18 protein-coding genes and 1 tRNA gene are annotated in these 25,734 nt (G+C 54.7%); 11 read left to right on the forward strand and 8 right to left on the reverse strand.

The genetic code is table 11. The features are described 5' to 3' along the window. Positions 1 to 184 precede the first annotated feature (184 nt). The 3 genes from ACP5OT_RS13535 to ACP5OT_RS13545 are packed head-to-tail and all read right to left on the reverse strand — an operon-like array spanning position 185 to position 3,305. On the reverse strand, positions 185 to 559 hold the full coding sequence (locus ACP5OT_RS13535) for a response regulator (RefSeq protein WP_424676075.1): 375 nt from the start codon (positions 557 to 559) through the stop codon (positions 185 to 187). Next, the gene (locus ACP5OT_RS13540) at positions 556 to 2,220 is read right to left on the reverse strand and encodes a sensor histidine kinase (protein ID WP_424676076.1); all 1,665 of its coding nucleotides are present in this window, start codon (positions 2,218 to 2,220) and stop codon (positions 556 to 558) included. Before ACP5OT_RS13540 ends, ACP5OT_RS13535 begins: the two co-directional genes overlap by 4 nt. A 2-nt stretch (positions 2,221 to 2,222) precedes the next feature. After that, positions 2,223 to 3,305 (reverse strand): PstS family phosphate ABC transporter substrate-binding protein, encoded by a 1,083-nt coding sequence (locus ACP5OT_RS13545; protein ID WP_424676077.1) that lies wholly within the window; start codon positions 3,303 to 3,305, stop codon positions 2,223 to 2,225. An 852-nt stretch (positions 3,306 to 4,157) separates the two neighbouring features. On the opposite strand from ACP5OT_RS13545, the gene ACP5OT_RS13550 reads away from it, so the two are divergent. The 5 genes from ACP5OT_RS13550 to groL all read left to right on the forward strand — a co-directional run bounded on the left by ACP5OT_RS13550 (position 4,158) and on the right by groL (position 9,403). After that, the gene (locus ACP5OT_RS13550) at positions 4,158 to 4,529 is read left to right on the forward strand and encodes an ArsR/SmtB family transcription factor (protein ID WP_424676078.1); all 372 of its coding nucleotides are present in this window, start codon (positions 4,158 to 4,160) and stop codon (positions 4,527 to 4,529) included. 133 nt (positions 4,530 to 4,662) lie between these two features. Next, positions 4,663 to 5,991: an FAD-dependent oxidoreductase gene (locus ACP5OT_RS13555; protein WP_428132409.1), complete on the forward strand. Its 1,329-nt coding sequence runs from the start codon at positions 4,663 to 4,665 to the stop codon at positions 5,989 to 5,991. Positions 5,992 to 6,041: 50 nt separating this feature from the next. After that, positions 6,042 to 7,205: an MFS transporter gene (locus tag ACP5OT_RS13560; protein ID WP_428132411.1), complete on the forward strand. Its 1,164-nt coding sequence runs from the start codon at positions 6,042 to 6,044 to the stop codon at positions 7,203 to 7,205. A gap of 192 nt (positions 7,206 to 7,397) precedes the next feature. After that, positions 7,398 to 7,700 (forward strand): co-chaperone GroES, encoded by a 303-nt coding sequence (gene groES, locus ACP5OT_RS13565; RefSeq protein WP_287906616.1) that lies wholly within the window; start codon positions 7,398 to 7,400, stop codon positions 7,698 to 7,700. Between the two features lie 62 nt (positions 7,701 to 7,762). Next, positions 7,763 to 9,403, forward strand: a complete 1,641-nt coding sequence (gene groL / locus ACP5OT_RS13570) for a chaperonin GroEL (protein ID WP_424676081.1) — start codon at positions 7,763 to 7,765, stop codon at positions 9,401 to 9,403. Between the two features lie 75 nt (positions 9,404 to 9,478). On the opposite strand, the gene ACP5OT_RS13575 is transcribed toward groL, so the two are convergent. After that, positions 9,479 to 10,315 carry a hypothetical protein gene (locus ACP5OT_RS13575; protein ID WP_428112910.1) on the reverse strand — a complete coding sequence of 279 codons (837 nt, stop codon included), beginning with the start codon at positions 10,313 to 10,315 and terminating at the stop codon, positions 9,479 to 9,481. A gap of 142 nt (positions 10,316 to 10,457) precedes the next feature. On the opposite strand from ACP5OT_RS13575, the gene ACP5OT_RS13580 reads away from it, so the two are divergent. The 6 genes from ACP5OT_RS13580 (at position 10,458) to ACP5OT_RS13605 (ending at position 19,173) form a co-directional block, all read left to right on the forward strand. Continuing rightward, positions 10,458 to 10,533: transfer RNA gene (locus tag ACP5OT_RS13580), tRNA-Gly, on the forward strand. Between the two features lie 120 nt (positions 10,534 to 10,653). Further along, positions 10,654 to 12,639, forward strand: a complete 1,986-nt coding sequence (locus ACP5OT_RS13585; protein WP_428132413.1) for a GAF domain-containing protein — start codon at positions 10,654 to 10,656, stop codon at positions 12,637 to 12,639. 5 nt (positions 12,640 to 12,644) lie between these two features. Beyond that, the gene (locus tag ACP5OT_RS13590) at positions 12,645 to 14,825 is read left to right on the forward strand and encodes a GAF domain-containing protein (protein ID WP_424676084.1); all 2,181 of its coding nucleotides are present in this window, start codon (positions 12,645 to 12,647) and stop codon (positions 14,823 to 14,825) included. Positions 14,826 to 14,883: 58 nt separating this feature from the next. Then, positions 14,884 to 17,658 (forward strand): ATP-binding protein, encoded by a 2,775-nt coding sequence (locus ACP5OT_RS13595; protein WP_428132416.1) that lies wholly within the window; start codon positions 14,884 to 14,886, stop codon positions 17,656 to 17,658. 4 nt (positions 17,659 to 17,662) lie between these two features. Beyond that, positions 17,663 to 18,733, forward strand: a complete 1,071-nt coding sequence (locus tag ACP5OT_RS13600) for a hypothetical protein (RefSeq protein ID WP_428132418.1) — start codon at positions 17,663 to 17,665, stop codon at positions 18,731 to 18,733. After that, positions 18,679 to 19,173 carry a hypothetical protein gene (locus tag ACP5OT_RS13605; RefSeq protein WP_428132420.1) on the forward strand — a complete coding sequence of 165 codons (495 nt, stop codon included), beginning with the start codon at positions 18,679 to 18,681 and terminating at the stop codon, positions 19,171 to 19,173. Before ACP5OT_RS13600 ends, ACP5OT_RS13605 begins: the two co-directional genes overlap by 55 nt. Positions 19,174 to 19,277: 104 nt before the next feature. On the opposite strand, the gene ACP5OT_RS13610 is transcribed toward ACP5OT_RS13605, so the two are convergent. From ACP5OT_RS13610 to hypD, 4 genes are all read right to left on the reverse strand, one after another. After that, positions 19,278 to 19,706, reverse strand: a complete 429-nt coding sequence (locus tag ACP5OT_RS13610; RefSeq protein ID WP_428132423.1) for a hypothetical protein — start codon at positions 19,704 to 19,706, stop codon at positions 19,278 to 19,280. A gap of 211 nt (positions 19,707 to 19,917) precedes the next feature. Further along, a complete protein-coding gene (locus ACP5OT_RS13615; protein WP_428132425.1) occupies positions 19,918 to 22,917 on the reverse strand; it encodes a leucine--tRNA ligase in 3,000 nt (999 codons plus the stop codon). Between the two features lie 340 nt (positions 22,918 to 23,257). After that, the gene (gene hypE, locus ACP5OT_RS13620) at positions 23,258 to 24,307 is read right to left on the reverse strand and encodes a hydrogenase expression/formation protein HypE (protein WP_424676090.1); all 1,050 of its coding nucleotides are present in this window, start codon (positions 24,305 to 24,307) and stop codon (positions 23,258 to 23,260) included. A gap of 218 nt (positions 24,308 to 24,525) precedes the next feature. Continuing rightward, the gene (gene hypD / locus ACP5OT_RS13625) at positions 24,526 to 25,641 is read right to left on the reverse strand and encodes a hydrogenase formation protein HypD (protein ID WP_424675860.1); all 1,116 of its coding nucleotides are present in this window, start codon (positions 25,639 to 25,641) and stop codon (positions 24,526 to 24,528) included. Positions 25,642 to 25,734 lie beyond the last annotated feature (93 nt).

A 25,734-nucleotide genomic window follows, 5' to 3' on the forward strand; every position in this document is an offset into this window, starting at 1 on the left:
CTTAGCACTGCTAAGCACTGTAAGCGCGAAGGATGTGTGAGTAGCCGTCGTAGCGTGGCAAGACACCGCTTGTGAGCGGTGCAATGTGGTAATAACGGGAACGATCCACCGCCCTGATGGTATGGTACCTCAGATTTACCCAAACGAGAACGCGCCGAGGTCTGTACATTCCGACTTTGGTCAGTTATGTTGAGTTGTGTTGGACGTAGCGACGGGCAATGGTCACGAGCTGGTCATAATCAATCGGTTTGGCTAAAAACTCTACACATCCGGCACGCTTAGCCCGCTCAATGTCATTGCGGGTGACGTGACCGCTGACGGCGACCACCGGAATATCGCGGAGATCGGGGTCGTTTTTAACGTATTCGGTAGCCGTCCATCCATCAAGTCCGGGCATCGACAAATCCATTAAGATGAGACTAGGACGCCGTTGGCGAGCGATGTCAATTGCTGTAAGTGCATTTGCTGCCATCTCAACGGGAAATCCGCTGAAACTGAGCATTTGGCCGAGAATATGGCGATTATCGAAGTTATCGTCGACAACTAAAATAAAGCTCATGCGATATCTCCTGCGAGTTGCATTGGAGTTGAGAACGATGCGCGCGAAGATGTTGGCACTGGAACTACCGGGATCCAGATGGAAAAGGTCGAGCCAACGCCCACCGTACTCTGCACGGTAATGGTGCCACCGAGGGCTTCGACGATCTGCTTGCTGAGCGCCAAGCCGAGGCCGGTACCTTCATAGCGGCGGGTGACCGAATCGTCGACTTGGCTAAAGGGCTGGAAGAGCTTGTGTTGTTTGTCGGGCGGAATACCGATCCCGGTATCATGGACGGCAAAACGCAGACCGTCTCGACCGTTGTGTTGGATGGCGGTTACTTCGAGCCGGATAAGACCATCTTCGGTAAACTTTGCGGCATTGCTCAACAGATTGATCAACACTTGCCGTAATCGGCGGTCATCGGTCTTGATAACGCCGATCTCGGGTGGGCAATCTGTTTCTATTCGATTGTGATGACGTTGAGCCAAAGGCAACGTCATTGACACGACCTCTTCAACCAGAGCTGCCACCTCCACCGGTCGATAATCAAGATCGAGCGCACCTTGTTCGATACGGGCAAAGTCGAGCACGTTACTAATAAGCGACAACAGATGGCGGCCAGAAGTCAGGATACGTTCGAGGTACGATATATGGCTATCGGGCACAATCTTTTGGATATGGAGTAATTGAGCATACCCGAGGATCGCATTCAATGGTGTGCGCAGCTCGTGGCTCATAGTCGCAAGGAATGCACTCTTGGCTTGGCTGGCTGCTTCAGCCGCTGCACGTGCTCGTTCAGCCTCAGCTTCTGCCTGTTTTCCGCGGATCACTTCAGCCATTAATTGTTCTTGACGGGCAAGGCTATCTTGCAAGGCACGGTTACGTTCTTCCAATTCAGCACGTTGGGATCGCAGACTTTCCAACATCTGATCGAACGCTTGTGCCAGATCACCGATTTCATCGCGGATACGCTCATTAATCGCACCGACGAAATTACCGGCAGCAACTTGATGAGCCGCCTGTGCCAGTCGTTGTAAACGGCGGGCAATCCGCGCTGAAAGGAATAGCCCGATTACAGCCGAGATGATGATTGCCATCACGGTATCGAACAAGATAAAGGTACGGGCAGCCTCATAACTAGCGGCAACTACATCGAGTGAGGCACGGGCCTGTTGTTTATTCTCCTGTACCAATGCAGTCATCGCCTGATCGAGCTTTTCATAAAACGGGTTCATCCGCGAATAGAACGGTTGGACGCTACCGTCACTCACCAAGCGCACGGCTGGAATAAATCGCCCGTGGTTGGCCTGCACGACCTCGTGCCATGCTGCTTCGACTGCCGCCAAGTGCTCTTGTTCGCGGGCAGAGCTAATCAAAGGGCGATAGGTGGTAAAATAAGTGGCCATCTCGTACTCGAGAGCGTGCATGTGCTCCAGTAACCGCTCGCGGTCGCCATGGTTGGTATAAATCAAGAACTCGAGCTGGCGGGCACGGTAACGATTGATCGCTGCTACCATATCACCAACCGTATCGAGTGAAGGAATGGTATGGCGCTCGATAAAGACGGCACGTTCATTCATCGTTGCCATTTGGTGCGTAGCAAAGTAGCCTAAGACCATCATCAAGACAAGGTCAATGGCTAATGCACCTAGTAATTTGAGACGAATGGGAAACCGCATGGCTAACGATCCTCAAGTTGCAACAATTGTTCAATTGAAAGCCCTACTTGAGAGCCACCAGAAAAGATGGAGCCGGTCCGTCGTCGTTCGACGCGGCGTAGTGCTAATTCGTAGGCAGTGCTTGGTAAGGGAACGTATAACGCCTGAGTAGCAAACAACGAACCATTTTGCAAATACAGGTCGACAAATGTACGTACTTCCGCCTGTGCTAACCGATCGGCCCGAACATAAATAAAGATCGGACGGGCCAGCGGTTGATATTGACCGTTACTAATGGTCTCAATCGATGGAGCGACGCAACCGTTTCCGTTGTCTATCGCTACTGCACGCAACTGGTCGGCATATTCGGCATAATAGGCGTAACCGAAAAAGCCCAATCCAAATCGGTCGCCAGCAACATCTTGGGCGAGAAGGTAATCGTCTTCGCTGGCTATATAGTCGCGACGACTGACACCCTCTTGGCCGACAGTAGCTGACGTGAAGTAATCGTAGGTTCCCGAATCGATACCGGCGCCGTACAGATGCAATGGTGCATCAGGCCAATCGGCGCGTATCTGATTCCACCGTGTAATCACCGTCTCCGCCTCAGGCGACCACATTCGTTTCAACTCAGCCACTGTGAGGCATTGCGCCCAATCGTTTTGCGGATGAACAACCACAGAAAGACCATCGAAAGCAACCGGCAACTCGACAAAGGTGATACCGTTGGCAGTACAGGTTTCCATCTCGCTCTGTTTGATCGGACGTGAGGCGTTGGAAATATCCGTCTCGCCGGCGCAGAAGCGCGAGAAACCACCCCCGGTTCCACTGACACCAAGCCGAATTGTTACTTGGGGTGAAAGTTCGTTAAATGCAAGTGCAACCCGTTCAGTGATTGGAAAGACCGTACTTGAGCCATCGATCTTGATTTCACCGCTTAATGATGAGAAATCGACTTCAGGCAATAAAAGAGCCGCCGTTGGCGAAGGCGGCGACGTAGCCGGTAAGGGCACCGGTGTAGACGAGGGTTCGGTAGGAGAACTACCCACGCACGCGGTCAGCAACAGCGCTATGAGGCTCAGCGAGATAATGTGTCGAGTGATCATTATACCATCGTTGAAGATTGTGACAGGAACAGAAATGTTTCCTCGACCGCTTTCTATTATACGCTTCTGACAGCGAGTCGTTGGTTAAGTGAATGTTAAATCTACGTGAAATACACCAATTCGAATATGTTAAAGAATACGAGAAAGTTTTTACATAAAGTATCTTGGTGACATAATGTCATCATTCGTGTACCTTTGGTAAGCGAACATTTGTGTGACAGGTATGTTAGAATTATAGCGGAACATATGCGACGGGTCAGTATCAAACCAACGAGACGTAGGGTAACGATGGATCCTCAAACTCTATCCAACAAATAGTACCGGTTTTAGCATCGCTGCTCTTGTATCTTGTCAAGGCCGGTGGACAGGATGCCGGGGAAGCGGGTAAACACTTGGCTGGTGCAGTCGGTGAGAAGATCAAAGCGCTCTGGGCGCGGATATGGTTGAAGATGGACGGTAGACCGGCAACTCAGGAGACAGTACAGGAGATGGCGAACAAGTTGATGACCCTGACGCACAGGCCGCACTCCGCTTGCAATTACGCAAGCTCCTCGCCGATGTGGCTCGTTTGTGGACCGACGTGAAAGAAGCGCGAGGAGCCGGAACTACCAACATCGCCGCGACAACCGTTCAGTCGTGATCAGTGGTTGGGTAAACGAGCGTGTGATCATCGGTGATCAGAATCACATCCCGAAGAAGTCGTGAGCGTCATTCGACACAAAGGTTTTTCGTAGGGCAGAAGGGATCAACACGGTCGTTTCTGGTGTTCATTAGGGGGGACAAAAGATGCATATTGACAATTGTCAATATGTCGTCTATCATACCTCTGACGATCAGAAGTAAGGAGTGGTAGTGAAGACTTCCCCTATACCGAACACTATCACGAGTGACGAATCGCGTTGCTGCACACCGATCACCGACATTCCGTTAACCGATGCCGAGGCAATACAACTCGCCGACACTCTAGCATTACTAGCGCATCCAATCCGGCTACGTTTGTTAGCGCTGCTAGCTCGTCATGGCGGGCACGTGTGTGTATGTGATCTCGAAGCATCCTTACCGGTGAAGCAGCCGACCGTATCGCATCACCTCCGTTTGTTGCGCAACGGTGGCCTGATCGAGCGGGTGCGACGTGGTCAGTGGGTATACTATGCAGTACGCCGTGAAGTGTTGGCAACAGTGAAGGCGCTGATCGATCAGTTTTTTGCCAATCTAGACGGGTAGCTGCTGACGAACAACGAACAGCAGCTTTTTAGTTCGGTATTTTATTGATGTATATCAATATATCGATAAGACATCCTGGAACGTGTCATAGTAACGTACCGCGTCAACATAACATGGAAGGAAGGTGAGAACGATGTCACTCCCAATTGCCATCATCGGTGCCGGTCCGGTTGGGTTAGCGGCTGCGGCCCATCTTGCTGAACGTGGCGAATCGTTTGTGGTTATCGAAGTGGGTGAACAAGCCGGAGCTTCCGTATTGCGTTGGGGTCATGTCCAAATGTTTACCCCGTGGCGGTATTGCTTCGATCAGGCGGCCTACCGCTTGTTACAGGCTGCCGGCTGGCAAGCACCGGCGGATGATGAATTTCCGACCGGTGCTGAGTTGGTCGAGCGGTATCTTCTGCCACTAGCGTCCTTACCGGCGTTGGCACCGCACATCCACTACCGTCGCAAAGTGGTAGCCGTGAATCGGCTTGGTCATGACCGTCAACGTGGGCTTGATCGGAAGGGGATACCGTTTCAACTGACGCTGGTTGATGATACGGGAGAGGAGACATCACTATTGGCACGTGCCGTCATCGATGCTTCAGGGACATACCGTTCACCCAACCCGCTCGGTGCCGGTGGTGTACCAGCGCTTGGTGAACGCAATGCTGCAGCTCATATGTTCTACGGCATTCCTAACGTCTTAGGTCGTGATCGGGAGCGTTACGCCAACCGACGAGTACTTGTGGCCGGCAGCGGACACTCAGCCTTTAACACGCTGCTCGATCTGTTCCGCTTAGGTGAAGTTGCGCCGCGGACCGAGGTATGGTGGGTAATACGTCGGGAAGCAGCTCAGTTTGAACGCATCTTCGGGGGTGGCGTGGCCGATGCTTTAGCTACTCGTGGTTTACTCGGGATGCAGGTACGCACTCTGGTTGATTCAGGGCGGGTTAAGGTAGTAACCGGCTGGCAGACCGCGCAAGTAGCGATGACTGATACCGGATTAGTTATCTCCGACGGCACCCGAACGCTACCTCCCGTTGATGAAATTGTCGTGTGTACTGGTTTTCGTCCCGATCTCGCACCGTTGCGCGAGCTGCGTCTAGCGCTCGATCCGGTGGTCGAAGCACCGACGGTCCTAGCACCGCTGATCGATCCGAATCTGCACAGTTGTGGGACGGTCCGGCCACACGGTGTTGATGAATTGAGCCATCCCGAACCCGACTTCTACATGATCGGGATGAAGAGCTATGGTCGTGCTCCCACGTTTCTTCTCCTCACCGGCTACGAACAGGCACGTTCGGTAACGGCAGCACTTTGTGGGGATTGGGAAGCGGCCCGTCGAGTTGAGCTGGAATTGCCTGCAACCGGGGTCTGTAGCGGCCCGACCGGAACCGAGACGGGATGCTGTTCAACCATTCCGGCCTTATTTTCGACGACGATCCCACTGAACGTGACAACTAGCTCATGTTGCTGAAAAGCCGGTTTTATAGGCGCATCTATTACGGCTGGATAATGCTGGTAGCGGTGTCGATCACAGAGGTGATCTCGTGGGGCATTCTGTACTACGCTTACAGTGTCTTCATCTTGCCGATGGCACGAGACTTCGGGGTTGAATCGCTGACGATTGCCACCGGATTTACCGTCGCGCTGCTCGCCAATGGCATCGCTGCACCGATAGTCGGTTGGTGGCTCGACCGCTACGGCGCACGTAGTCTGATGACAATGGGGTCGCTCGGCGGAAGTGGTTTGCTGCTTTTGTGGTCACACGTGACGAATCCGCTCCAGCTCTATCTGGTTATGGCCGGGATAGGCGTGGTGAGTGCAACCGTGCTCTACGAACCGGCGTTTGCGATTGTGGTGACATGGTTTCGTCGCAAACGGGGAAAAGCTCTGCAAGTCTTAACCTTTTTCGGAGCGTGGGCCAGTGTGTTCTTCATCCCGCTGGCCGGCCGGTTAGTGGAGCAGATGGGGTGGCGGTCCGCATTGTGGGTACTGGCGGCCATTTTGGCGCTCACCATTCTGCCACACGCGCTGTTGATACGTCGTTCGCCGGTCGATCTCGGTTTAGCCCCAGATGGTGATCAGAGTGCACAAGTCCAGGCCATCGTCGCCGAACCATCGCTCCGTCCGCGCGATGTGCTACGGGAACGACGATTCTGGTTGCTCAGCGTAGCATTTGCTCTCAGTGGTTTTGTCACCGTTGCGATGACGGTTCATCTCATTCCGTTGTTGCTCGTGCGCGGAATGAGTTTGGACGTGGCATCGACGATTGCAGGCTTGCACGGCCTCATGTCGCTCACCGGCCGGCTGCTAATCGCACCCATCGGAGAGCGCCGATCACGTCGGTTGGTTACCCTTGGACTCTTTCTCATGCAGATTGGAGGGCTGATCATCCTGCTCATCTCTCATCAGCCAGGCGCAGCCTTGTTGTACATAGCCCTCTTCAGCGCCGGCGCCGGCACCCAAACGATCATGCGAGCGGCATTGCTTGCCGAGCAGTACGGGGTGACCAACTATGGTGTGATCAGCGGCTGGCAAAACGCCCTCATAACCGTTGCCCGTACTGTTGCCCCGGTTGGGGCAGGGGTGCTTATCGGTAGTAGTGGCTACGAAGGCATGCTGTGGTGTCTGGTTGGGTTGTTGGGGGTGGGTAGTGTAGCGTTGGCAGTTGCAGAAGGTAGTGGGTGACGCGAACCGTTGTGTAACTGGTGGTCGAACCCCATGCCTTAGCACTCAGTTTCGACGAGTGCTAAAATTTACTTGACAAACAGCCTAATCTTGTGTACTATTACCAACGGATTAGCACTCTTGAGTTGACAGTGCTAATCATTGGTAACTTTGCAAACCGTTGGATTGTATAGCGAACGGAGGATAACAACTATGGCGGATTTCCGCATCCGACCTCTTGGCGACCGCGTGGTGGTCAAGCCGGTTGAGCGTGAAGAGAAGACCAAAACCGGTATTTTCCTGCCTGACACGGCCAGCAAAGAGCGCCCGATGGAAGGTACGGTATTGGCTGTTGGTGAGGGGCGCCGCGATGACGATGGCAAGCTGATCCCAATGAGCGTCAAGGTCGGGGACCGCGTGATCTTTGCCAAGTACAGCGGTACCGAGTTCAAGCTCGACGATGTCGAGTACCTGATCTTGTCGGAGAAGGACATTCTGGGCATTGTTCAGGAGTAACCGCCCGTCACGCTATTCTCAGGCTGACAACCGATTGAAATCAGTGGAGGATAATAGATCTTATGCCAAAGCAGCTCTCTTTCAACGAAGAAGCTCGCCGCGCGCTTAAGCGTGGTGTTGACCTCGTCGCCGATGCGGTCAAGACGACCCTTGGCCCGCGTGGCCGCAATGTGGCGATCGACAAGAAATTCGGTTCGCCGACGGTAACGCACGACGGTGTAACGGTTGCGAAGGAGATCGACCTGAAAGATCCCTTCGAGAACATGGGCGCGCAGCTTCTCAAGGAAGCAGCCACCAAGACCAACGATGTTGCCGGTGACGGTACTACCACTGCCACCGTATTGGCTCAGGCGATTGTTACCGAGGGTCTAAAGGTTGTCGCAGCCGGTGCGAATGCGATGCTGATCAAGCGCGGCCTTGATCGGGGTGCCGAGGCGCTGGTGGCCGCCATTAAGGCGAGCGCCGTGCCGGTACGTGACCGTGCTGACATTGCGCACGTAGCGACCAACTCGGCGGCCGACAGTGAGATCGGTGAGCTGATCGCCGAGGTGATGGAGAAGGTCGGCAAGGATGGCGTCATCACCGTCGAAGAGTCGAAGGGCGTGACCTTCGAGAAAGAGTACACCGAAGGCATGCAGTTCGACCGTGGCTACATCTCGGGCTACATGGTGACCAATGTCGAGCGGCAGGAAGCAGAGCTTGACGATCCCTACATCCTGATCACCGACAAGAAGATCAGCAGCATCCAAGAGATCCTGCCGATCCTTGAGAAGGTATTGCAGGTCACGAAGAACTTTGTCATCATCGCCGAGGATGTAGACGGCGAGGCGTTGGCGACATTGGTCGTCAACAAGCTGCGCGGCACGATCAACGCGCTGGCAGTCAAGGCTCCGGGCTTTGGTGATCGCCGCAAGGCAATGCTGCAAGACATCGCCATTCTCACCGGTGGTACCGTGATCAGCGAGGAGATCGGTCGCAAGCTCGATAGCGCGACGATTGAAGACCTAGGCCGCGCGCGCAAGGTCATTGCGACCAAGGACGACACCACCATTATTGAGGGCCGTGGTGACGAAGCTGCGATCCGTGCGCGCATTGAGCAGATCCGTGCCCAAATTGCAACTACGACCAGCGACTTTGACCGTGAGAAGCTGCAAGAGCGACTGGCGAAGCTGGCCGGTGGTGTGGCCGTGATCAAGGTCGGTGCAGCGACCGAGCCTGAGTTGAAGGAGAAGAAGCACCGTGTCGAGGACGCGCTGAGCGCAACGCGGGCAGCGGTCGAAGAGGGTATCGTGCCCGGTGGTGGTGTGGCGTTGATCAACGCTATCCCGGCGCTTGACAAGGTGCAGGTTGCTCACGAGGACGAGAAGGTTGGTCTCCAAATCCTGCGCCGTGCGCTTGAAGAGCCGTTGCGCATCCTTGCCCGCAACGCCGGCGAGGACGGCTCGGTGATTATCGCCAATGTCCGTCGCTTGCAGGAGGAGAAGGGCGATAAAACCATCGGCTACAACGTGCTGACCGGCCAGTATGGCAGCATGATCGAGCAGGGTATCATTGACCCGGTGAAAGTGACGCGCAGTGCGGTGCAGAACGCAGTTTCGATTGCCGGGATGATCCTGACCACCGAGGCGCTGATTACCGACATTCCCGAAGAGAAACCGGCTGTCGGCGCCGGTGCCGGCGCCGGTGCTGGGATGGACTTCTAGTTCGGACTGATCGGCAATGGTACGGGGACGAGGCTCGCGCTCGTCCCCGTTTTGTGTTGTTTAGTGCGAGCGAGGCTACTGGTACCGCCGTATCAATTCGGTCACTTCGGTAACTGTGCGGTCAAGCGGATGGTCGAGAACGAACTGCACTGTCTGTATCGATGCGGCAAAGACTCGTTGGAGAGCGGCAACGGTTTGCTGGCGGCGATGTGTCACCCGCTCTGGATTGGCGTAAAAGTCGTCCAGATTCTCGCTTGCCCCAAAATCATCAACCAGTACAATTCGCAGTGGCTGCACGCCTAGAGCTATACGCACCCATTGCCAGAATCGTGGTGTAGCTTTGATCACGCCAAGATCGGCAGAGTTGGCGATCAACGCGGTACGGCGGTGATTGAACAATGTTCCCGGTACGATGGCATACGGTCGGGTAGCTTTGTATTGGGCGATAGCCCGGCAATGACCACGTTGCACGCGAAGCGACGCGGCTTGCCATCCCAGCGTGGTGAGCTGGGTAGTGATCTGGAGGGTAGCTTCTGCGTAATGATCGGTTGCGATCAACGGGATGACGGTAGGGATAGAGCGCACAGTATCGAACAGTGGCTGCCATGCCGGATCGATCGCCGAAGCAGCCATATACATCTGGGTAAAGCGTTGTGCAGCTTGATAGGCTGGTTCTGAAGCACCGCCGATCGCACATACCCGGCGGGCGATCAAGTTGGCTAACCCAGCAGTGCTGGTACTTCCTTCTTCCCACGTTGGTTTGACTATCTCACGCCAATAGACTGTCTCGTCAACCCCAAGCGCTGCCAAACCGGATTCCTGTAATGCGCGGCCGAGGTATTCCGGTGTTCCAAACTGTACCGCAGCGACGCTCAGCGTCCCTGAAAAATCAAGGATAAGCAGCATAGTCATAGGCGGTTTAACCATGACATTACGATCTGACCTACGGATATGATACTAGATGAGGATACGAACACTATTGCTATGGAGTAGTGTAAGACACTAACGGCGACTCGACAAATCGGGTGAGTTGTGTATAATGCTGGCGTGGTGTGCGGGAGTGGCTCAGTTGGTAGAGCGACACCTTGCCAAGGTGTAGGTCGCGGGTTCGAATCCCGTCTCCCGCTCCAGGGTATGGCCGGTCACGTATCGTGTACCGGTCATCTTTTTTGGTAAAATAGATGCAACTCTGCGGACACTCGATCGTTCATAGAGTAACAGAAAAAGACTATTACCGTCGCGGAGTCGCTGTGTATCTACCACGTAGTAATATTCGTCGTATCCTTGCCCTAACCATACCTGGCGGTATTTCGCTCGGTTTATTGCTGTACGCTCTGATTACCATCGTCAATCGCCAATTCCCCGAAACGCCGACCATAACCTTGCTCGTCGCTTTACTTTTTGGCGGTGTGATCGGAATAGCTTTGGCGGCGGCAGCATGGATGAGTTTGCGCTATGCGCTGAGCGAAATGCGTCGTCATGCGACCACAGTGTTACAGGCTGATTTGCCACCGTTAACCGATAACGATCCGCTAGTCTCGCTACGACAAACGGTCTCCGATGCAATTGCTGCGGTCCCGCACTCATCAACGTTGGCGATGCTGGCACAGCGCCTTGGTGAACTGACCGACCGCGATACAATGATTACCGTCGTAGCCGAGTATCTATCTGAACATTTGGCAGTGCAGGGAGCGATTTTGCTCTTACACGATGCCGAGCGAGGGGTGTTGATCCCTACGTCCGGTTGGGGGATCGCCAGTGTAAACCGAACGGTCACCTTTGATAAGGATGGGAGTGCGCTCGGTCGGGCATTGCGTGAGCGCCGTGTAGCACGTTTTTCGAGTGTGCAGATGCGCAGCTTACTGGCGACAACTTCTCCGCAATCGTTAACGGTTGTGAGCTGGCCGTTGTGGATACAACAGGCGCCACTTGGGGTTTTGTGTCTCATGATCACCGGTACGGATGTGCGTCTGAATGACGAACAGGAGCAGTTCGTGACACAGGCAGTAAACCTCCTGGCCATCCAACTTCAGGCGGCGACATATCGGCAGTGGTGTACGCGGGAACAACGCCGCTTAGATGCCTTCGATCGGGTGATCACGAGCGTTATCGAACAGCCTAGTCTTGAACGTGCATTAACGGAGTTGTTACAGATTGCGGCTGAAGTGACAGAGTCGAGTCACGGTACCTTTCTGCTCATCGATCCTGAAGCCAACGTAATACGGGCGAGGATTACCTTAAATGAGGGTAATATTCTACCACTCAATGTAGCTGCTGCCCCAATCCTTAAGCACGGGTTAGCCGGTTGGGTATTACGGACTCAGCGGGGGGTCATCATCGACGACATCGAACGCGATACGCGCTGGATCCCGACGCCGGGATTGGAGTTGATGCGTTCTGCACTGGCGATGCCACTATTCCATGGGGATCGTCCATTGGGCGTACTAACGTTGGCCGACCCAATGCCGTATCGTTACAGCCGGCGTTCTTTAGCACTGGTCGCGGCATTAGCAGCGTATGCTGTATCGGTGATGGTACACCACCGCTACGAGGGAATTGTCGAACCGGCTGAAGTAGTACGGGCACGTCGGTTGCTCAGTGCATACCTCGCGCCCGAAACTATTCGCGAGTTGATGGGCAATCGATCTCGTTTGATGCAAGCCCTACAGCCGCAGGTTATGACGGCCACGTTGGTGTATGGTTGTCTCCGTGGGATTGAGCGTCTTACCGATATGACCGTACATCAACTGATTGAGCGTATTACCGGTCCATTCCACAGTGAGTGTCGGGCAATCGTGCATCAGTTGCAGGGCGCCTACATTATTCTTGATGAGCGCAGCTTCTGTGCAGCGTTTGGCTTTCCACAACCACGCTTCGATGACGCCACACGTGCTTTGCAGGCAGCGCAACAAATTCAGGCGGCAGTGCCCCGCCTGCGTCTTCGGTGGCAGCAGGAATTGGGTGTCGATGTCACAATTGCCGGCGGTGTGACTACCGGCCAGCTGGCCGTGGGGGTCATTGAAGATGAGCAAATCGCTACGCTGGTGTGGACGGGAACCGCGATGTGCGAGGTACGCCGATTGTACCAACTAGCACGGAATGATGAGATTATAGTTGGTGATTCGGTACTCAAGATGACCAATGTTCATCAGTTTACACTTGATCCATTGGCACCGGTTAGCTTATCCAACGGAGATGATTCAGCACCAGTGTATCGGTTGGTAAGTTCGTCGTGACTACTATGAGTGATCCAGTGTCCTCTTCAAAACAATCTGAGCCGAACACACAAGGGCTACTACGCATTTCCACTGCAATCGAGACGGCAGCTACCCTCGATGAACTGTTATTGCTGGCACTGAACGAATTTGTGCAGGGGTTAGGCGTTGCGCTCTGTGGTGTGTTGTTGCTCGATGCCAGAGGCGAATCGATCTCATTGGTAAGCACCTTTCCCCCTCGTATCTCATTCCCCCCGCCCATCCCAATGAGCGATTTGCCGATCATGCAACGCGCCTTGCAGCAACGACAGGCGTATCAAATCCACGATATTACCGAGTTGCCACGCGAGCGATACCGCTCGCCGATGTTGTTGCAGATATTGACGATGTTGACCGAAGCGCAGGTGCGCTCGCTCCTTATTATTCCGCTGGTAGCACAGGACCGAGTGATCGGAGCATTAGTAGTTGCTTCTATCGAGCAGCCACGCCATTTTGATGATCAAGAAATATCGAGCATCCGCCTCATGGCCAGTCAATTGGCAGCGGCGATTACCGCGTTTCGCACCATTGAAGAAGCAGAATATCGTAACGCCGAATTGATGACGTTGAACGATATTGCCGCCGCTGTTAATTCGATGCTCGATCCGCGCGATATTTACCATCTGGTGATGGAAAAGATCAATCAGTTCTTTCGGGTGGAGGCCGGTTCGTTGCTGATGCTTGATGAAGAGACCGGAGAGATGGTCTTTGTCATCACCTTAGCAGGTGGGCAAGAGAAACTGATCGGCCAACGAATACCACCGGGCGTAGGGATTGTCGGTGACGTTGTGCGTACACAGCAATATGCGATTGTGCATGATCCTGAGTATGATCCGCGATTCTATCGGAACGTGAGTGAGGGGATCGGCTATAACGTTCATTCAATCCTCTGTGTACCAATTGTGGTCAAGGGCCGCACGATTGGAGCAATTGAGTTACTCAATAAACGAACCGGTCGTTTTACCGAAGAAGAGGCGATTCGCCTTACCCGGATGGCAGCGACTATTGGTATCGCAATTGAGAACGCTCTCCTGTTTCAACAGGTGAGTACCGTGCGCGATCGCTTTGAGGCCATTGTCAATTCGACCAATAGTGGGATCTTAATGGCCGATATGCGTGGTGTGGTGGTAGCGAGTAATGTTGTTGCGGCACGGCTCTTTCACCGTTCCCGTGAAGCGTTAATCGGGTTGCGGCTCGATGAATTGATTGCCGAGTTGATGGAGCGGGCCCAGGTGGTCGAAGAACCGGCATGGTTGAATGATGGGGAACCACATCGAGTGTTCGAGATCGAACTGATCGAAGGACCGACTCGCTACCTGCGCCATACCATCTTGCCGGTGCTCGATACTCACGGTATGCAGATTGGCCGTCTTGCCATGTTCGAGAATATTGATAAGGAGCGCGAACTCGCCCGGCTGCGCGACGATTACACCGGTATGCTCATTCATGATCTGCGCGCCCCGCTAACGGCAATTATGAACGGCATCATGATGGTGCAGCGTGGCTTGGGCGGGCCGATTTCGCCACAGCAACAAGAGATGTTGAACATCGCGTATCAGGGGAGCCAGGCGATGCTCGAGATGATCAACACGCTGCTCGACATCAGCAAGATGGAGCAAGGGCGAATGATCCTGAACCTTGAACCACTCTCGCCGTATGCTGTGGTTGATGAAGCTATTGAACGCTTGCAAGTCTATGCCCAACAACGAAAAGTGCAATTGGCGCAGGACCTGGCGGTCGGATTGCCGCTGTTTGAAGCTGACCGCGAAAAGATCGTTCGGGTCTTGCAGAATCTGATCGACAACGCTATTAAGTTCTCGCCCGAAAATGGGATCATAACGATCGGCGCCCGTCAGATCGAGTTGGACGCCGATACACTCGGTGGTGTCCATCCAGACCTGCCGATGACGTTACCGTCATTACCGGCAGGGAGATGGCTGATATACTGGGTGGCCGATCAGGGTCCCGGTATTCCACCTCAATACCACGCGCGGATATTCGAAAAATTTGGTCAGGTGCAGCAGCAGAAGGGACGTGGCACCGGTCTTGGTCTGACATTCTGCAAGTTAGCGGTTGAAGCACACCGTGGTCAAATCTGGTTACGTAGCCGCGAAGGAGCCGGTAGTACGTTTGCCTTTGCCTTGCCGGTAGCCCGTGATGGCGATTGACCAAAGTGGTGAATGTCTCTATGTATCTTCATGCATGATACTGATGGCGGAGTTCATTGTGCGCCATGTTATTCACATCCTCCGTTCACGTATTCAATACACGATCATTCTGCCCTATCTGGCGCTGATCGTTTTGGTCTTACTGGTCGGTTCGGGTATTGCTATTACATTGGTCGCAGGTAGCTGGCAGGAACGTTTCAACAATCAGCTTGGTCAGATCGCACGGCGGCTTGCCGAGGAGCTGGCATTGCGTGAAATTAGTAGTATTGCCTACCTCGGTCAGATTGTGTACACCGCTGCCAACGCAGATACCGGTACGCCGTCCGTTATCGAGGCGATGACCCTGCGCGATACTGATGGATTAGCTGTCGCAGTAGGCGGTCTCTGGACGTTGGGGCAGATCAATGAAAAAGTCTCACCTGATCGATTGATTATTTTCGACGAGACCGGCGCAACGTTACTCGATTGGGAAAGTTCGCCAACTAGTGGAGAACCGGTACAGTATGCCAGCACAAATGTAGCTGGTTTGCTACCGATCGAAGAGGTGTTGCGCGCCGAGCAGACACCGAGCGGGACAAATGATGTGCTTGGTGCGCCATACAGTGGGTTGATCGCCTTCCGCCGACCTGACGGTAGTGATGTCGTGCATTTTTTTACCGTTGCCCCTGTCTACACTCGTGCTGGGGAAGGTGAGATTGCGCGGTTACTTGGTGGCGTTTTCATTGCCCAGCGCCTCGATCATATACTTATGACCCTGCAAGCACGGAGTCAGGCAGATGTCATCGCGATCCTCGCTAATGATGGTGCTGTACTGGTAACAACGACTCCGACGAATACGCAACCGGCGTTACGGCTGAAACCGGCTCAGATCGAGACACTTGTAGCGATGAACGAGCAAGGTAATTGCCTTGACATCGGGCTGCTCAGTGGCGAGACCGCGACAGCCGTACAATCGATGACGTTGTTATCCTGTTCACTCCTCACCACCGTCAGGTTGGATGAGCAAGAATATCAGCTTGTTTATGCGCCGTTCCTGATTCGGGGATTACAGTACGGTTACTTTGCCGTTGGCTTATCACGCGACGTGCTACTCAGTGTATGGGCCGGTAGTCGGAACGTGGTGATAGGGATCACAGTGGTATTGGTCGTAATGTCGGTGTTGGTTGGGTATGGAGTAGCACGCCGAATCACCCACCCCATCGATGAGTTGGTTGCTGTAGCCGATGCGGTGAGTGCAGGAGATTTTGCTCAGCGTAGCAATGTGCGTGACGAAAATGAACTGGGGCGACTGGCGCTGGCGGTTAACCAGATGACCTCTATTCTGTTGCATTTGTATGAAACGAGTCGCCAGCTCAACCAAGAACGACGGGTTGAGGTAGTCTTGCAGATTGCCATTACCAGTGCTGTCGATCTCGTGCCTGGGATCGAAGCGATTGCGTTGCTTCCAGGGCCGGCCGGTTGGAATTTTCGGCTGCGACCCGCTGCTCCGTTGCCCTATGCGACACTGACTCGTTACCGGTGGACGGCATTGCCACCTGTTTTCGGTAGCGCTTGCGTGGCTTCTTTTTGCGCGACACTGACTCGTTACCGGTGGACGGCATTGCCACCGCAAGAAGATCGGTTAACTGCTACCATCGAGACGGTTTGCGCCGAGCATGGTATTGTTGGGCTATTGACCGTACCACTGCGTCGTGATCGGCAAATGGTCGGAATGTTGATATTTGCGCACACAGAGCAGGGGTTATCGGCGGCGGTGCTGCCACATATACAGGCAATTGCCGATATGACAGCGGTAACATTGGTAAATGCGATTGAGTATGAATTGGCGCAGCACGAGTCTGAACGGCAGCGGGCAATCCTTGCCGCGATAGACGATGGGGTGATCGTAACCGATGCAGATGGACGGATTATCTTGCTGAATACCGCCGCTGAACGGCTCTTGCAACCGATTGTCCCGGTACATGGTGAACTGTTATTGCGCGATTTACCGCCTGAGATCAGGGTTTCTCATTCTGAACTATTTGGTCGTGCCGATCGTGTGATTGCAGTGGGGAAACGTTTTCTGACGGTGAGAAAGACACCGATGCGACAATCAAATGGTGATGTCGTCGGTGAGGTGATGGTCCTTCACGACAATACAAATGCGGTTCGGCTTGATCGCGCTAAGACCGATGTGATCGCTACCATTGCGCAAGAGTTACGTTTTTCGTTGACAGACGTGCGCGATTACTTTAATCTCTTGCAGCGCACAAGCCATCAGTTTGACGCCGAGCAGCTTCGCGCGTTAGGGAATGTACAACAACGTTTGTTCGACATCATTAATCTGGTCAACAACATGGCTCTGTTAGCTCAGCTTGAAGCTGGTCAAATAAAAGTGCATCTGCAAGCAACTGAGTTGGCGCAACTCGTAGAGACAACTATCAGCCCGTTGCGAACAGTGTTTACCGAACGCGGTGTGCAAATAACGCTGGCGCTGCCACTTGATTTACCGATGGTGATGGCCGATCGTGAATTGTTACAGCATGCGCTCTATCAGGTGTTGGATAATGCACGGCGCTATGTGACCCAGGGGCGCGTACTGATCAGCGCCGGTGTCGAGGGTAATGATATTTGGCTTTCGATGAGTGACACCGGTCCCGCTATCCCAACCGATGTAGCTGGTCTGTTGTTTACTCAGTTTCAGCGACATGATAACTCGTCTCAACGTAGTGGTGAGTTGGGATTACCCATTGCCCGTCACTTGCTCGAGTTACAAGGTGGATCGATCAACGTAAGGAGTACCCCCGGCCAAGGTTGCACCTTTACTATTCGATTGCGTCGTGTTGAGGAATAAAGCTGTGCAGTTGTCAGACAACATCTCAGTAACCAAAAGACATACCTATTTATTCCAGACGATAGGACTGGCAATCGGATTAGCGTTATTGCCGGTGTTATGCGTCATCCAAACAATCTTTTGGCTGCTTACGCCGGTTGATAAGCCGTTTACACTGGCTCGGGCTGAACGCGCAGATGATGCCGATATGTTCGTAGTACGTTCTTCTCTGATCGCAAACATATACGAACCATTCCTAACCAATCTCAGTTTTGCCCAAGTAGCTGCTGATTTCCCTAATCTGGCTGCGACCGAGATTGCGAATCGTACCTATAATTTCACCGTTGATCAAGTTAGTCGCGGAACGCCAGTATCGATAGTAGTCATCCCACCACAGTCAACTGTCACTCCAACCGTGCCACAGCCATCACCGACGGCAACGGTAGTCTCCTCTCCTACCAAACCATCTGCTTCACCGACGCCGACGACAGCGACTTCTCGTGCTACACCGATACCGTTCCCAACGTTCACGCCAACTCCAGCGCTGATCGACGTGCCGACGCCAATGTCGCCGGAAAAGCTTAGCACTAAACCAACAATGGCGAACGTACCTTTAGTAACGCCGCTCGCGCAACCGACGGCGACGGTGGAACTAGCAGTGACGCCGATGACCGCGCCGACGGCCACACCGACGGCGACGGTGGAACCAACAGTGACGCCGATGACCACGACGGCGACGGTGGAACCGACGGCCACACCGACGGCGACGGTGGAACCAACAGTGACGCCGATGACCACGACGGCGACGGTGGAACCGACGGCCACACCGACGGCGACGGTGGAACCGACGGCCACACCGACGACGACGCCACGTTCCGAACCTACAGCAACGCCACGTGTGGAATTAACATCGACGGCTACACTCGCCACAATCGAAACTTCGGTACCGGTTGAACCGCCGGTGACGCCAAGCATCCAGCCGATGGTCACGCCGACGGCGCCGATCCAACCTCCGGCGACGCTACGGCGAGGGTGGAACCGATGGACACGCCGACGGCGCCGGTCCAACTGTCGGCGACACCAACGACAACGGTAGAACCGACGGCGACGCCAACGGCAACCGTGGAACCGACGGTAAACGCAACATCAACACGAACAAGTTTGGTGGTTGTACAGGTGATCGAGCCACTGATAGAGGGTCATCCACCGGAGATTACTATCTGCGCAGTGGTCGTCGAATTACGTGAAGCGACCGACAAAGAGGTGACGGTAACGTATGTTGTCGAACCTGGTCCGGTTAACCCCGCATCACCGGATAGCGATTATCGGGTGCCAGACGGTATAAAGAGCGACCTTGTGTTCCCTGGCGGGGCACCGGCCGGTACAACGCGCACGGTTGTGATTGAAGTGATCGGTGACAGGATTGCTGAAAAGGATGAGACCATCGTGTTTCGACTCACCGGCATCAGTGGGGGTGAGCTGGTTGCCGATCAGGATGAGCAGATGTTGACGATTATCGATGATGATGCGATATAACCGGTCGCTCTATTATCCTAAGTGCTCATGTGGTAGCCACATCTGCAGCATCGCGCGAAAAGGGTTGGTGTGGGTCTAGGTGAGTGAACATTGCGATGGCGCATTCAAGTCTCATCTTCAGACGATTGATTTGGTTGGCGCGGGAAGAGGAACCACAAACCGAGTTCGAGCGCAATCGGAATGAAGGCGAGCGCGATCAGTGGCGGCCAGATCGGACTGAGAGCGAAGTAGAGGGCGAGGGGAGGAATGGCCAGAATGAGGGCAAAGACCGTCATCGCGAGATTACCCCAGCCAACTGCGGCTACAACGCCAAAAACGGTGAGCACCACAATTACCGCATCGCTACACGTGTTGAGAGCGGGTCGGTTATAGCAACTATTGAGCGCTGAGGGTACTGCGATATCGAACATGACCCCTTGCAGTTCAAAGAAGGTCGGGAGGTAGACGCGACGGAGGGCAAAGAGCACTGCACCGAGGGCAATCACGAGATAAGCGCGAATAAGGCGATGGGTTAGGATTGGCGGGATACGCATGGTCGGTTGATATGGGTATCATCAGCGAGATTCATGAACGTCGTGGCGGGTATCTCATAGATTGCGGTTGTCGCGAGCTATGAATCCGGGCATTTTTTACTCTGGAATGCGGCAGAGAGGTTGCCGCACCCAGAGCAGGTTTAATGCGTATAGGAAGGTTATTCCAGCGACGTTACTCCATTCCCGGTACCGCCGTCAGACGTATTACGTATTACCCTACTACCACGTTCACTAACCGTCCGGGTACCACAATCACGTTTCGGATCTGTTTGCCATTGATAAATTGCTGTACCCGTTCGTTGTTCAACGCTAACTCACGCAACTGTGCTTCGTCAATCTCAACCGGTACGGTCAGTTTTCCACGCACCTTGCCGTTAACTTGAATGACGATTTCAACCTCTTCTTCGGCAGCGATGGCGGGATCGGCGACCGGCCAGCGCTGCTGATGGATGCTGTACGGCTTGCCGAGTCGTGCCCACAACTCTTCGGCGATGTGGGGCGTGATCGGCGCCATCAGCAACAAGAGCAGCTCGATGGCTTCTTGCCATGCCGGTGTACCGGCCAAGCCGGCATCGCGAGCACGGTAGAGTGTATTGGTAAACTCCATCAGTGCGGCGACCATCGTATTGAACTTAAAGTTTAGGATGTCCTGTTCGACGCGCTGAATGGTCTGGTGGGCTACTCGTCGCAACTGACGCTCGCTCATCGGAGTGGTGCTCTGACCACGCTCGGCAGTGGGATAGAGCACGATCCGCCACACGCGGTCAAGCCAGCGCTTGACGCCGGGTACGCCATCGGTATTCCAAGGCACTGATAGCTCGAAGTCGGAGATAAAGGCCTCGTAGCCGCGTAACGCATCGGCGCCATGTTCGGCCACTACCTCGTCGGGTGTGATGACATTGCCTTTCGACTTCGACATCTTCTCGATAATGATCTGGCCGTTAACTTCACGCGCCGGGGCCAGAATCAGGCCTTGATTGCGCAGGCAAGTGAATGGTTCAAAGAACTTAACGACCCCCAGATCGTAAAGCACCTTCGTCCAGAAGCGGGCGTAGAGTAGGTGCATAACGGCGTGTTCGGCTCCACCGACGTACATATCGACCGGCAGCCAGTAGTCAAGAGCCTCTGGGCTGGCGAGTGCTTTGTCGTTGTGGTTATCGGCGAAGCGCAAGAAGTACCACGATGAGCAGGCAAACGTTCCCATCGTATCGGTCTCGCGTCGGCCACGGCTGCCATCAGGCAGTGTCACATTCACCCAATCGTCGATCAGGGCCAGTGGCGACTCGCCGGTTGCCGTCGGTTCGTAACTCTCGACGTTAGGCAGTGTCAGCGGCAATTCGTCATCGCTGAGCGCAATCTCTAGTCCATCCTCGCGGTGGATAATCGGGATTGGCGTACCCCAATAGCGCTGGCGGCTGATCAGCCAGTCGCGCATTTTATAATTCGTCCGTCCCTTACCAATCCCCTGCTGTTCGAGATAGGTGATCGTGCGTTCGATGGCCTCCTCGGCAGAAATGCCGTTGATCGGGCCAGAGTGAATCGGTATCCCCCGCTCGTCGTGATAGATGATGTCGCGATATGCCGGGATATTGTGCAGATACGCCATCGCCGATGGGAGGGTAGCGTTACCGGTAGCAGCACAGAGACGTGCCGTAATCTGCTCGTCAGCAGCGATTGAATCTAGCTCAATCACCGCATCGGGGAAGATGAACAGCCAACCTGAGCCGACCACCTCTGTCCAGCCGTTACCCAAGCGTGGTTGCACGATAGTCGCATACTCGTGCGCTCGATCACCGGACAGTTCGACCAACAGGTTGCCGTCGTCTTGAGCAGTAACGGTAAAACCGGCGGCACGGAGTACATCGGCAGTATCGGCAGCGATTGTCTCGGTGCGGAGCAACGAGCGAGCTGCGTTGTCGGGGCGGGTGATGACCGGAATGATCGGCAGGTTGTACTTCAGCGCAAACGCGAAGTCACGCTCATCGTGAGCGGGCACAGCCATAATTGCACCGGTGCCATAGCCCATCAGGACATAATCGGCGATCCAGATCGGAATGCGAGCGCCGTTAACGGGATTAATCGCGTAGCCCCCCGTCCAGACGCCGGTCTTTTCCTTCTCCTCGGCGACGGCAGTGGTGGTAGGGCGTTGACGCGCTTGTTCGACATATGCCTCAACCTGTGCGCGCTGCGCTTCAGTTGTTACCTTTGCCACCAGCGGGTGTTCCGGCGAGAGCACCATGAAGGTAGCGCCCCATAACGTATCGGGACGAGTGGTGAAGACGATAATCGGATCGCCGCTCTCGGTGTGGAAGATCACTTCCGCACCACGCGAGCGCCCGATCCAGTTGCGCTGCATGGTAACGATTTTAGACGGCCAATCGACCGTGTCCAAGTCGCGGTCGAGACGGTCGGCGTAGGCTGTAATGCGGAAGAACCACTGTTTCAGGACACGGCGTTCGACCTTTGCACCGCTTCGCCATGCAGTACCATCGGGTAACACCTCTTCGTTTGCCAGTACCGTCTTGTCAACCGGGTCCCAGTTTACGACGGCTTCGCCACGATAGGCGAGGCGGAAACGGCGGAGAATCTCTTGGCGCTGGAGCGGCGTAGCATTGCGCCACTCTTCGGCAGTAACTTGTGGCTCGGTTAATGATAAGTCAAGCCGGCTGGTGCCGTGCTCGGCCAGCTCAGCCTCCAGTTCGCTAATCGGGCGGGCTTTGTCAACACGGCGGTCATACCACGACTGGTACAGGCGCAAGAAGATCCACTGCGTCCAGCGGTAATAATCGGGTTCAGACGAGGTAATTTCGCGATCCCAGTCGTAGCTCAGGCCGAGCATGTTCATCTGGCGCTTGTAATTGGCGCTGTAGCGGCGAGTAAGTACGGCCGGATTGGTTTTGGTCTTAATTGCTGCGTTTTCAGTCGGCAAACCGAACGCGTCCCATCCCATTGGATGGAGGACGTTGTAGCCGCGCATGCGGTAGTAGCGGGCGACGACATCGGTAGGTACATAGTTGCGGCAGTGTCCTACGCTTAGCCCATCGCCGCTGGGATAGGGGTAAAAGTCGAGCACGTAATACTTCGGTTTGGCCGGCTCGATCGGTGGAGTGCGGTAGATCTGGTCGGTAGCCCACTTCGCTTGCCACTTCGCTTCGATGGCTGCGGGATCGTAACGTTCGATGTGATTTTTGTCGGTTTTTACGTCACTCATACGATTATTAACCTCTCAGAGGTGAGCAGCAGAGATACGAATAGGAACTGTTACGGTGGGACCTAAGATCATCAAGGTTAGGATCGGTCATGCGCTCACCTCCTTTCACGGTGCAAAAGCGAAGCATCTTGCTGCATTATAGCAAAAAAAGGTGCAGCGGGGGCAAAGACGGTTAACACAAAGGCGCAGCGAGGGCAAAAACGTAGAGGATGGTAAACGCAAAGATGCAAAGGTCGCGAAGGGCGCAGAGATATGGATGAATGTTGAGGCAAGCGCGCTGATTGGCTTCCCCACAAAAACCTTTGTGTCCTTCGCGCCTTTGCGTTTAGCCTCTTTACGTTTAACAGATACGTGGCAGTTGTTCACCGACCAGGGTGTCAACCACACGCATACCGCCGATTCTGGTGCGTGCGACGACCACACCGGGATGCTCGGTGGTGGCATAGCCGATTAGTGTAGCATCGCGCCCTAGTGGGTGGGTTCGCATGGCTGTCAATAAACGCTCGACGTCGTTACGCTCGACGAAGGCGATCAGTTTACCTTCGTTGGCGATATGGAGTGGGTCCATACCGAGTAGTTCACAGGCGGCTTGAACGGTGGGTGGGATGGGGATGTCGCGTTCGACGATTTCGATGCCGAGCTGAGCGGTCGTGGCGATTTCGTTGAGTGCGGCGGCAACTCCACCACGGGTTGGGTCACGGAGCGTGTGGATACGTGCCCCACTGGCAAGCATGGTGCTAACCAGACCGTGAAGGGCGGCAGTATCAGAGGTGATCGGTGCGCCGAATTCGATACCTTCGCGCACACTGAGAATTGCGATCCCGTGGAGACCAATCGGTCCACTAACGATGATCGCGTCACCGGGGCGAGCATGTTCTGGGCCGATCATGATCCCTGCCGGCACAAGACCAAAACCGGTGGTGGTAATGTAGACACCGTCGCCGTGGCCGCGATCGACCACCTTGGTGTCGCCAGCGATGAGGGTAACGCCGGCCTGCTGGGCAGCGCGCCCCATGCTCTCGGCAATTACGCCGAGTTGATCGAGCGGCATGCCCTCTTCGAGGATGAAACTGGCGGTTAACGCCAGCGGCTGCGCTCCCATCATAGCAATATCGTTGATGGTGCCGTTGATGGCGAGTTCGCCGATGTTGCCGCCGGGGAAGAAGAGTGGTCGGACGACAAAGCTGTCAGTGGAGATGGCTAAGCGGGCACCACCGGCATCGATGAGGGCTGCATCGGCGAGTGGTCCATGGGGACCGCCGAACGCGGGTAGGAAGAGGTGAGTGATCAGTTCAGCAGATAGTTTGCCACCTGCACCGTGCCCCATCACGATGGCCGGATAGTCGCGGAGTGGCGTTGGACAGATCCAGTTGTTGAAGTCTACCGACATAGCTTGTAATTCCTATTAACGTACTAACGCAAAGGCGCGAAGGGCGCAGAGATCTGAACGTACTAACGCAAAGGCGCGAAGGGCGCAGAGATCTGAAGGTACTAACGCAAAGGCGCGAAGGGCGCAGAGATCTGAACGTACTAACGCAAAGGCGCGAAGGGCACAGAGATCTGAAGGTACTAACGCAAAGGCGCGAAGGGCGCAAAGATCTGAAGATGTTACGATGCTACGCCAATCGTGCTGGTCGGCACGAATCGGCCATACTGATAATACGCTGCGCATGCTCCCTCGCTTGATACCATCGTTGCGCCAAGTGGCGTGCGCGGTGTGCATTCTTTACCGAAGGCCGGGCATTGATTTGGTTTGAGCAATCCTTGCAGTACTTCACCACTCCGACATAGCGGCGACTCGCTTGTTTGGATGTCGTGGACATTGAATCGGTATTCGGCATCGAATTCGGCGTAGCGGTCGCTGAGTCGCCAACCACTGCGCGGGATACGCCCAATTCCACGCCATGTGCGGTCGGTGACGGTGAAGACATCGGCAAGCATTTGTTTGGCGACGACGTTGCCTTCCGGGCGAACGGCGCGTTCGTAGGCGTTGTCTAGTTCGGCGCGGCCCTGCTCGAGCTGGAGGATCACGCGGCGAATCCCTTCGAGTACGTCGAGTGGCTCAAAGCCAGTAACCACGATGGGGACGTGATATTTTTCGACAAGCGGACGATATTCTGCGGTGCCCATGACGCTGCAGACATGACCGGCGGCCAGAAAGCCTTGGACGCGGTTGGTCGGCGATTCCATAATCGCACTGATTGCCGGTGGTACCAGTACGTGTGAGACTAACATCGAGAAGTTCTTGAGACCGAGCTTGGCTGCCTGATAGACCGCCATTGCGTTGGCGGGTGCGGTGGTTTCGAAGCCGATGGCAAAAAAGATAACTTGGCGGTCGGGGTTTTGCTGGGCCAGCTTGACCGCATCGAGCGGCGAGTAGACAATCCGCACATCGCCGCCTTCGCTTTTGATGCGGAAGAGGTCTTTGCGGCTGCCGGGCACGCGCAGCATATCGCCGAACGAGCAGAAGATTACGCCGGGTTGGGCCGCAATGGCGAGCGCCTTGTCGATAATCTCTAACGGCGTGACGCAGACTGGACAGCCGGGGCCATGGATCAGCTCGATCTCGGGTGGTAGCAACTGATCGATCCCGTTCCGAATGATCGAATGGGTCTGGCCGCCGCAGACCTCCATAATCGCCCAATGCCGGGTAGTGATACGCCGGATCTGTTCGAACAAGCGGCGAGCCAATTCAGGATCGCGAAACTCGTCAAGATATTTCATCGCATGCTCTCCATTCAATTCAATGCGTAGCCGCAAAGGGGGCAGAGACGCAAAGGTTCTTAACGCAAAGGCGCGAAGAACGCCAAGTTTTTG

Origin of the sequence: Chloroflexus sp. (assembly GCF_049970315.1) — a bacterium.
Lineage (GTDB): Bacteria > Chloroflexota > Chloroflexia > Chloroflexales > Chloroflexaceae > Chloroflexus.

Coding starts and splice junctions, on each gene's coding strand:
- ACP5OT_RS13535 (WP_424676075.1), bottom strand. CDS start 559: ATGAGCTTTATTTTAGTTGTCGACGATAACTTCGATAATCGCCATATT.
- ACP5OT_RS13540 (WP_424676076.1), bottom strand. CDS start 2,220: ATGCGGTTTCCCATTCGTCTCAAATTACTAGGTGCATTAGCCATTGAC.
- ACP5OT_RS13545 (WP_424676077.1), bottom strand. CDS start 3,305: ATGATCACTCGACACATTATCTCGCTGAGCCTCATAGCGCTGTTGCTG.
- ACP5OT_RS13555 (WP_428132409.1), top strand. CDS start 4,663: ATGTCACTCCCAATTGCCATCATCGGTGCCGGTCCGGTTGGGTTAGCG.
- groES (WP_287906616.1), top strand. CDS start 7,398: ATGGCGGATTTCCGCATCCGACCTCTTGGCGACCGCGTGGTGGTCAAG.
- groL (WP_424676081.1), top strand. CDS start 7,763: ATGCCAAAGCAGCTCTCTTTCAACGAAGAAGCTCGCCGCGCGCTTAAG.
- ACP5OT_RS13575 (WP_428112910.1), bottom strand. CDS start 10,315: ATGACTATGCTGCTTATCCTTGATTTTTCAGGGACGCTGAGCGTCGCT.
- ACP5OT_RS13590 (WP_424676084.1), top strand. CDS start 12,645: ATGAGTGATCCAGTGTCCTCTTCAAAACAATCTGAGCCGAACACACAA.
- ACP5OT_RS13605 (WP_428132420.1), top strand. CDS start 18,679: ATGGACACGCCGACGGCGCCGGTCCAACTGTCGGCGACACCAACGACA.
- ACP5OT_RS13610 (WP_428132423.1), bottom strand. CDS start 19,706: ATGCGTATCCCGCCAATCCTAACCCATCGCCTTATTCGCGCTTATCTC.
- ACP5OT_RS13615 (WP_428132425.1), bottom strand. CDS start 22,917: ATGAGTGACGTAAAAACCGACAAAAATCACATCGAACGTTACGATCCC.
- hypE (WP_424676090.1), bottom strand. CDS start 24,307: ATGTCGGTAGACTTCAACAACTGGATCTGTCCAACGCCACTCCGCGAC.
- hypD (WP_424675860.1), bottom strand. CDS start 25,641: ATGAAATATCTTGACGAGTTTCGCGATCCTGAATTGGCTCGCCGCTTG.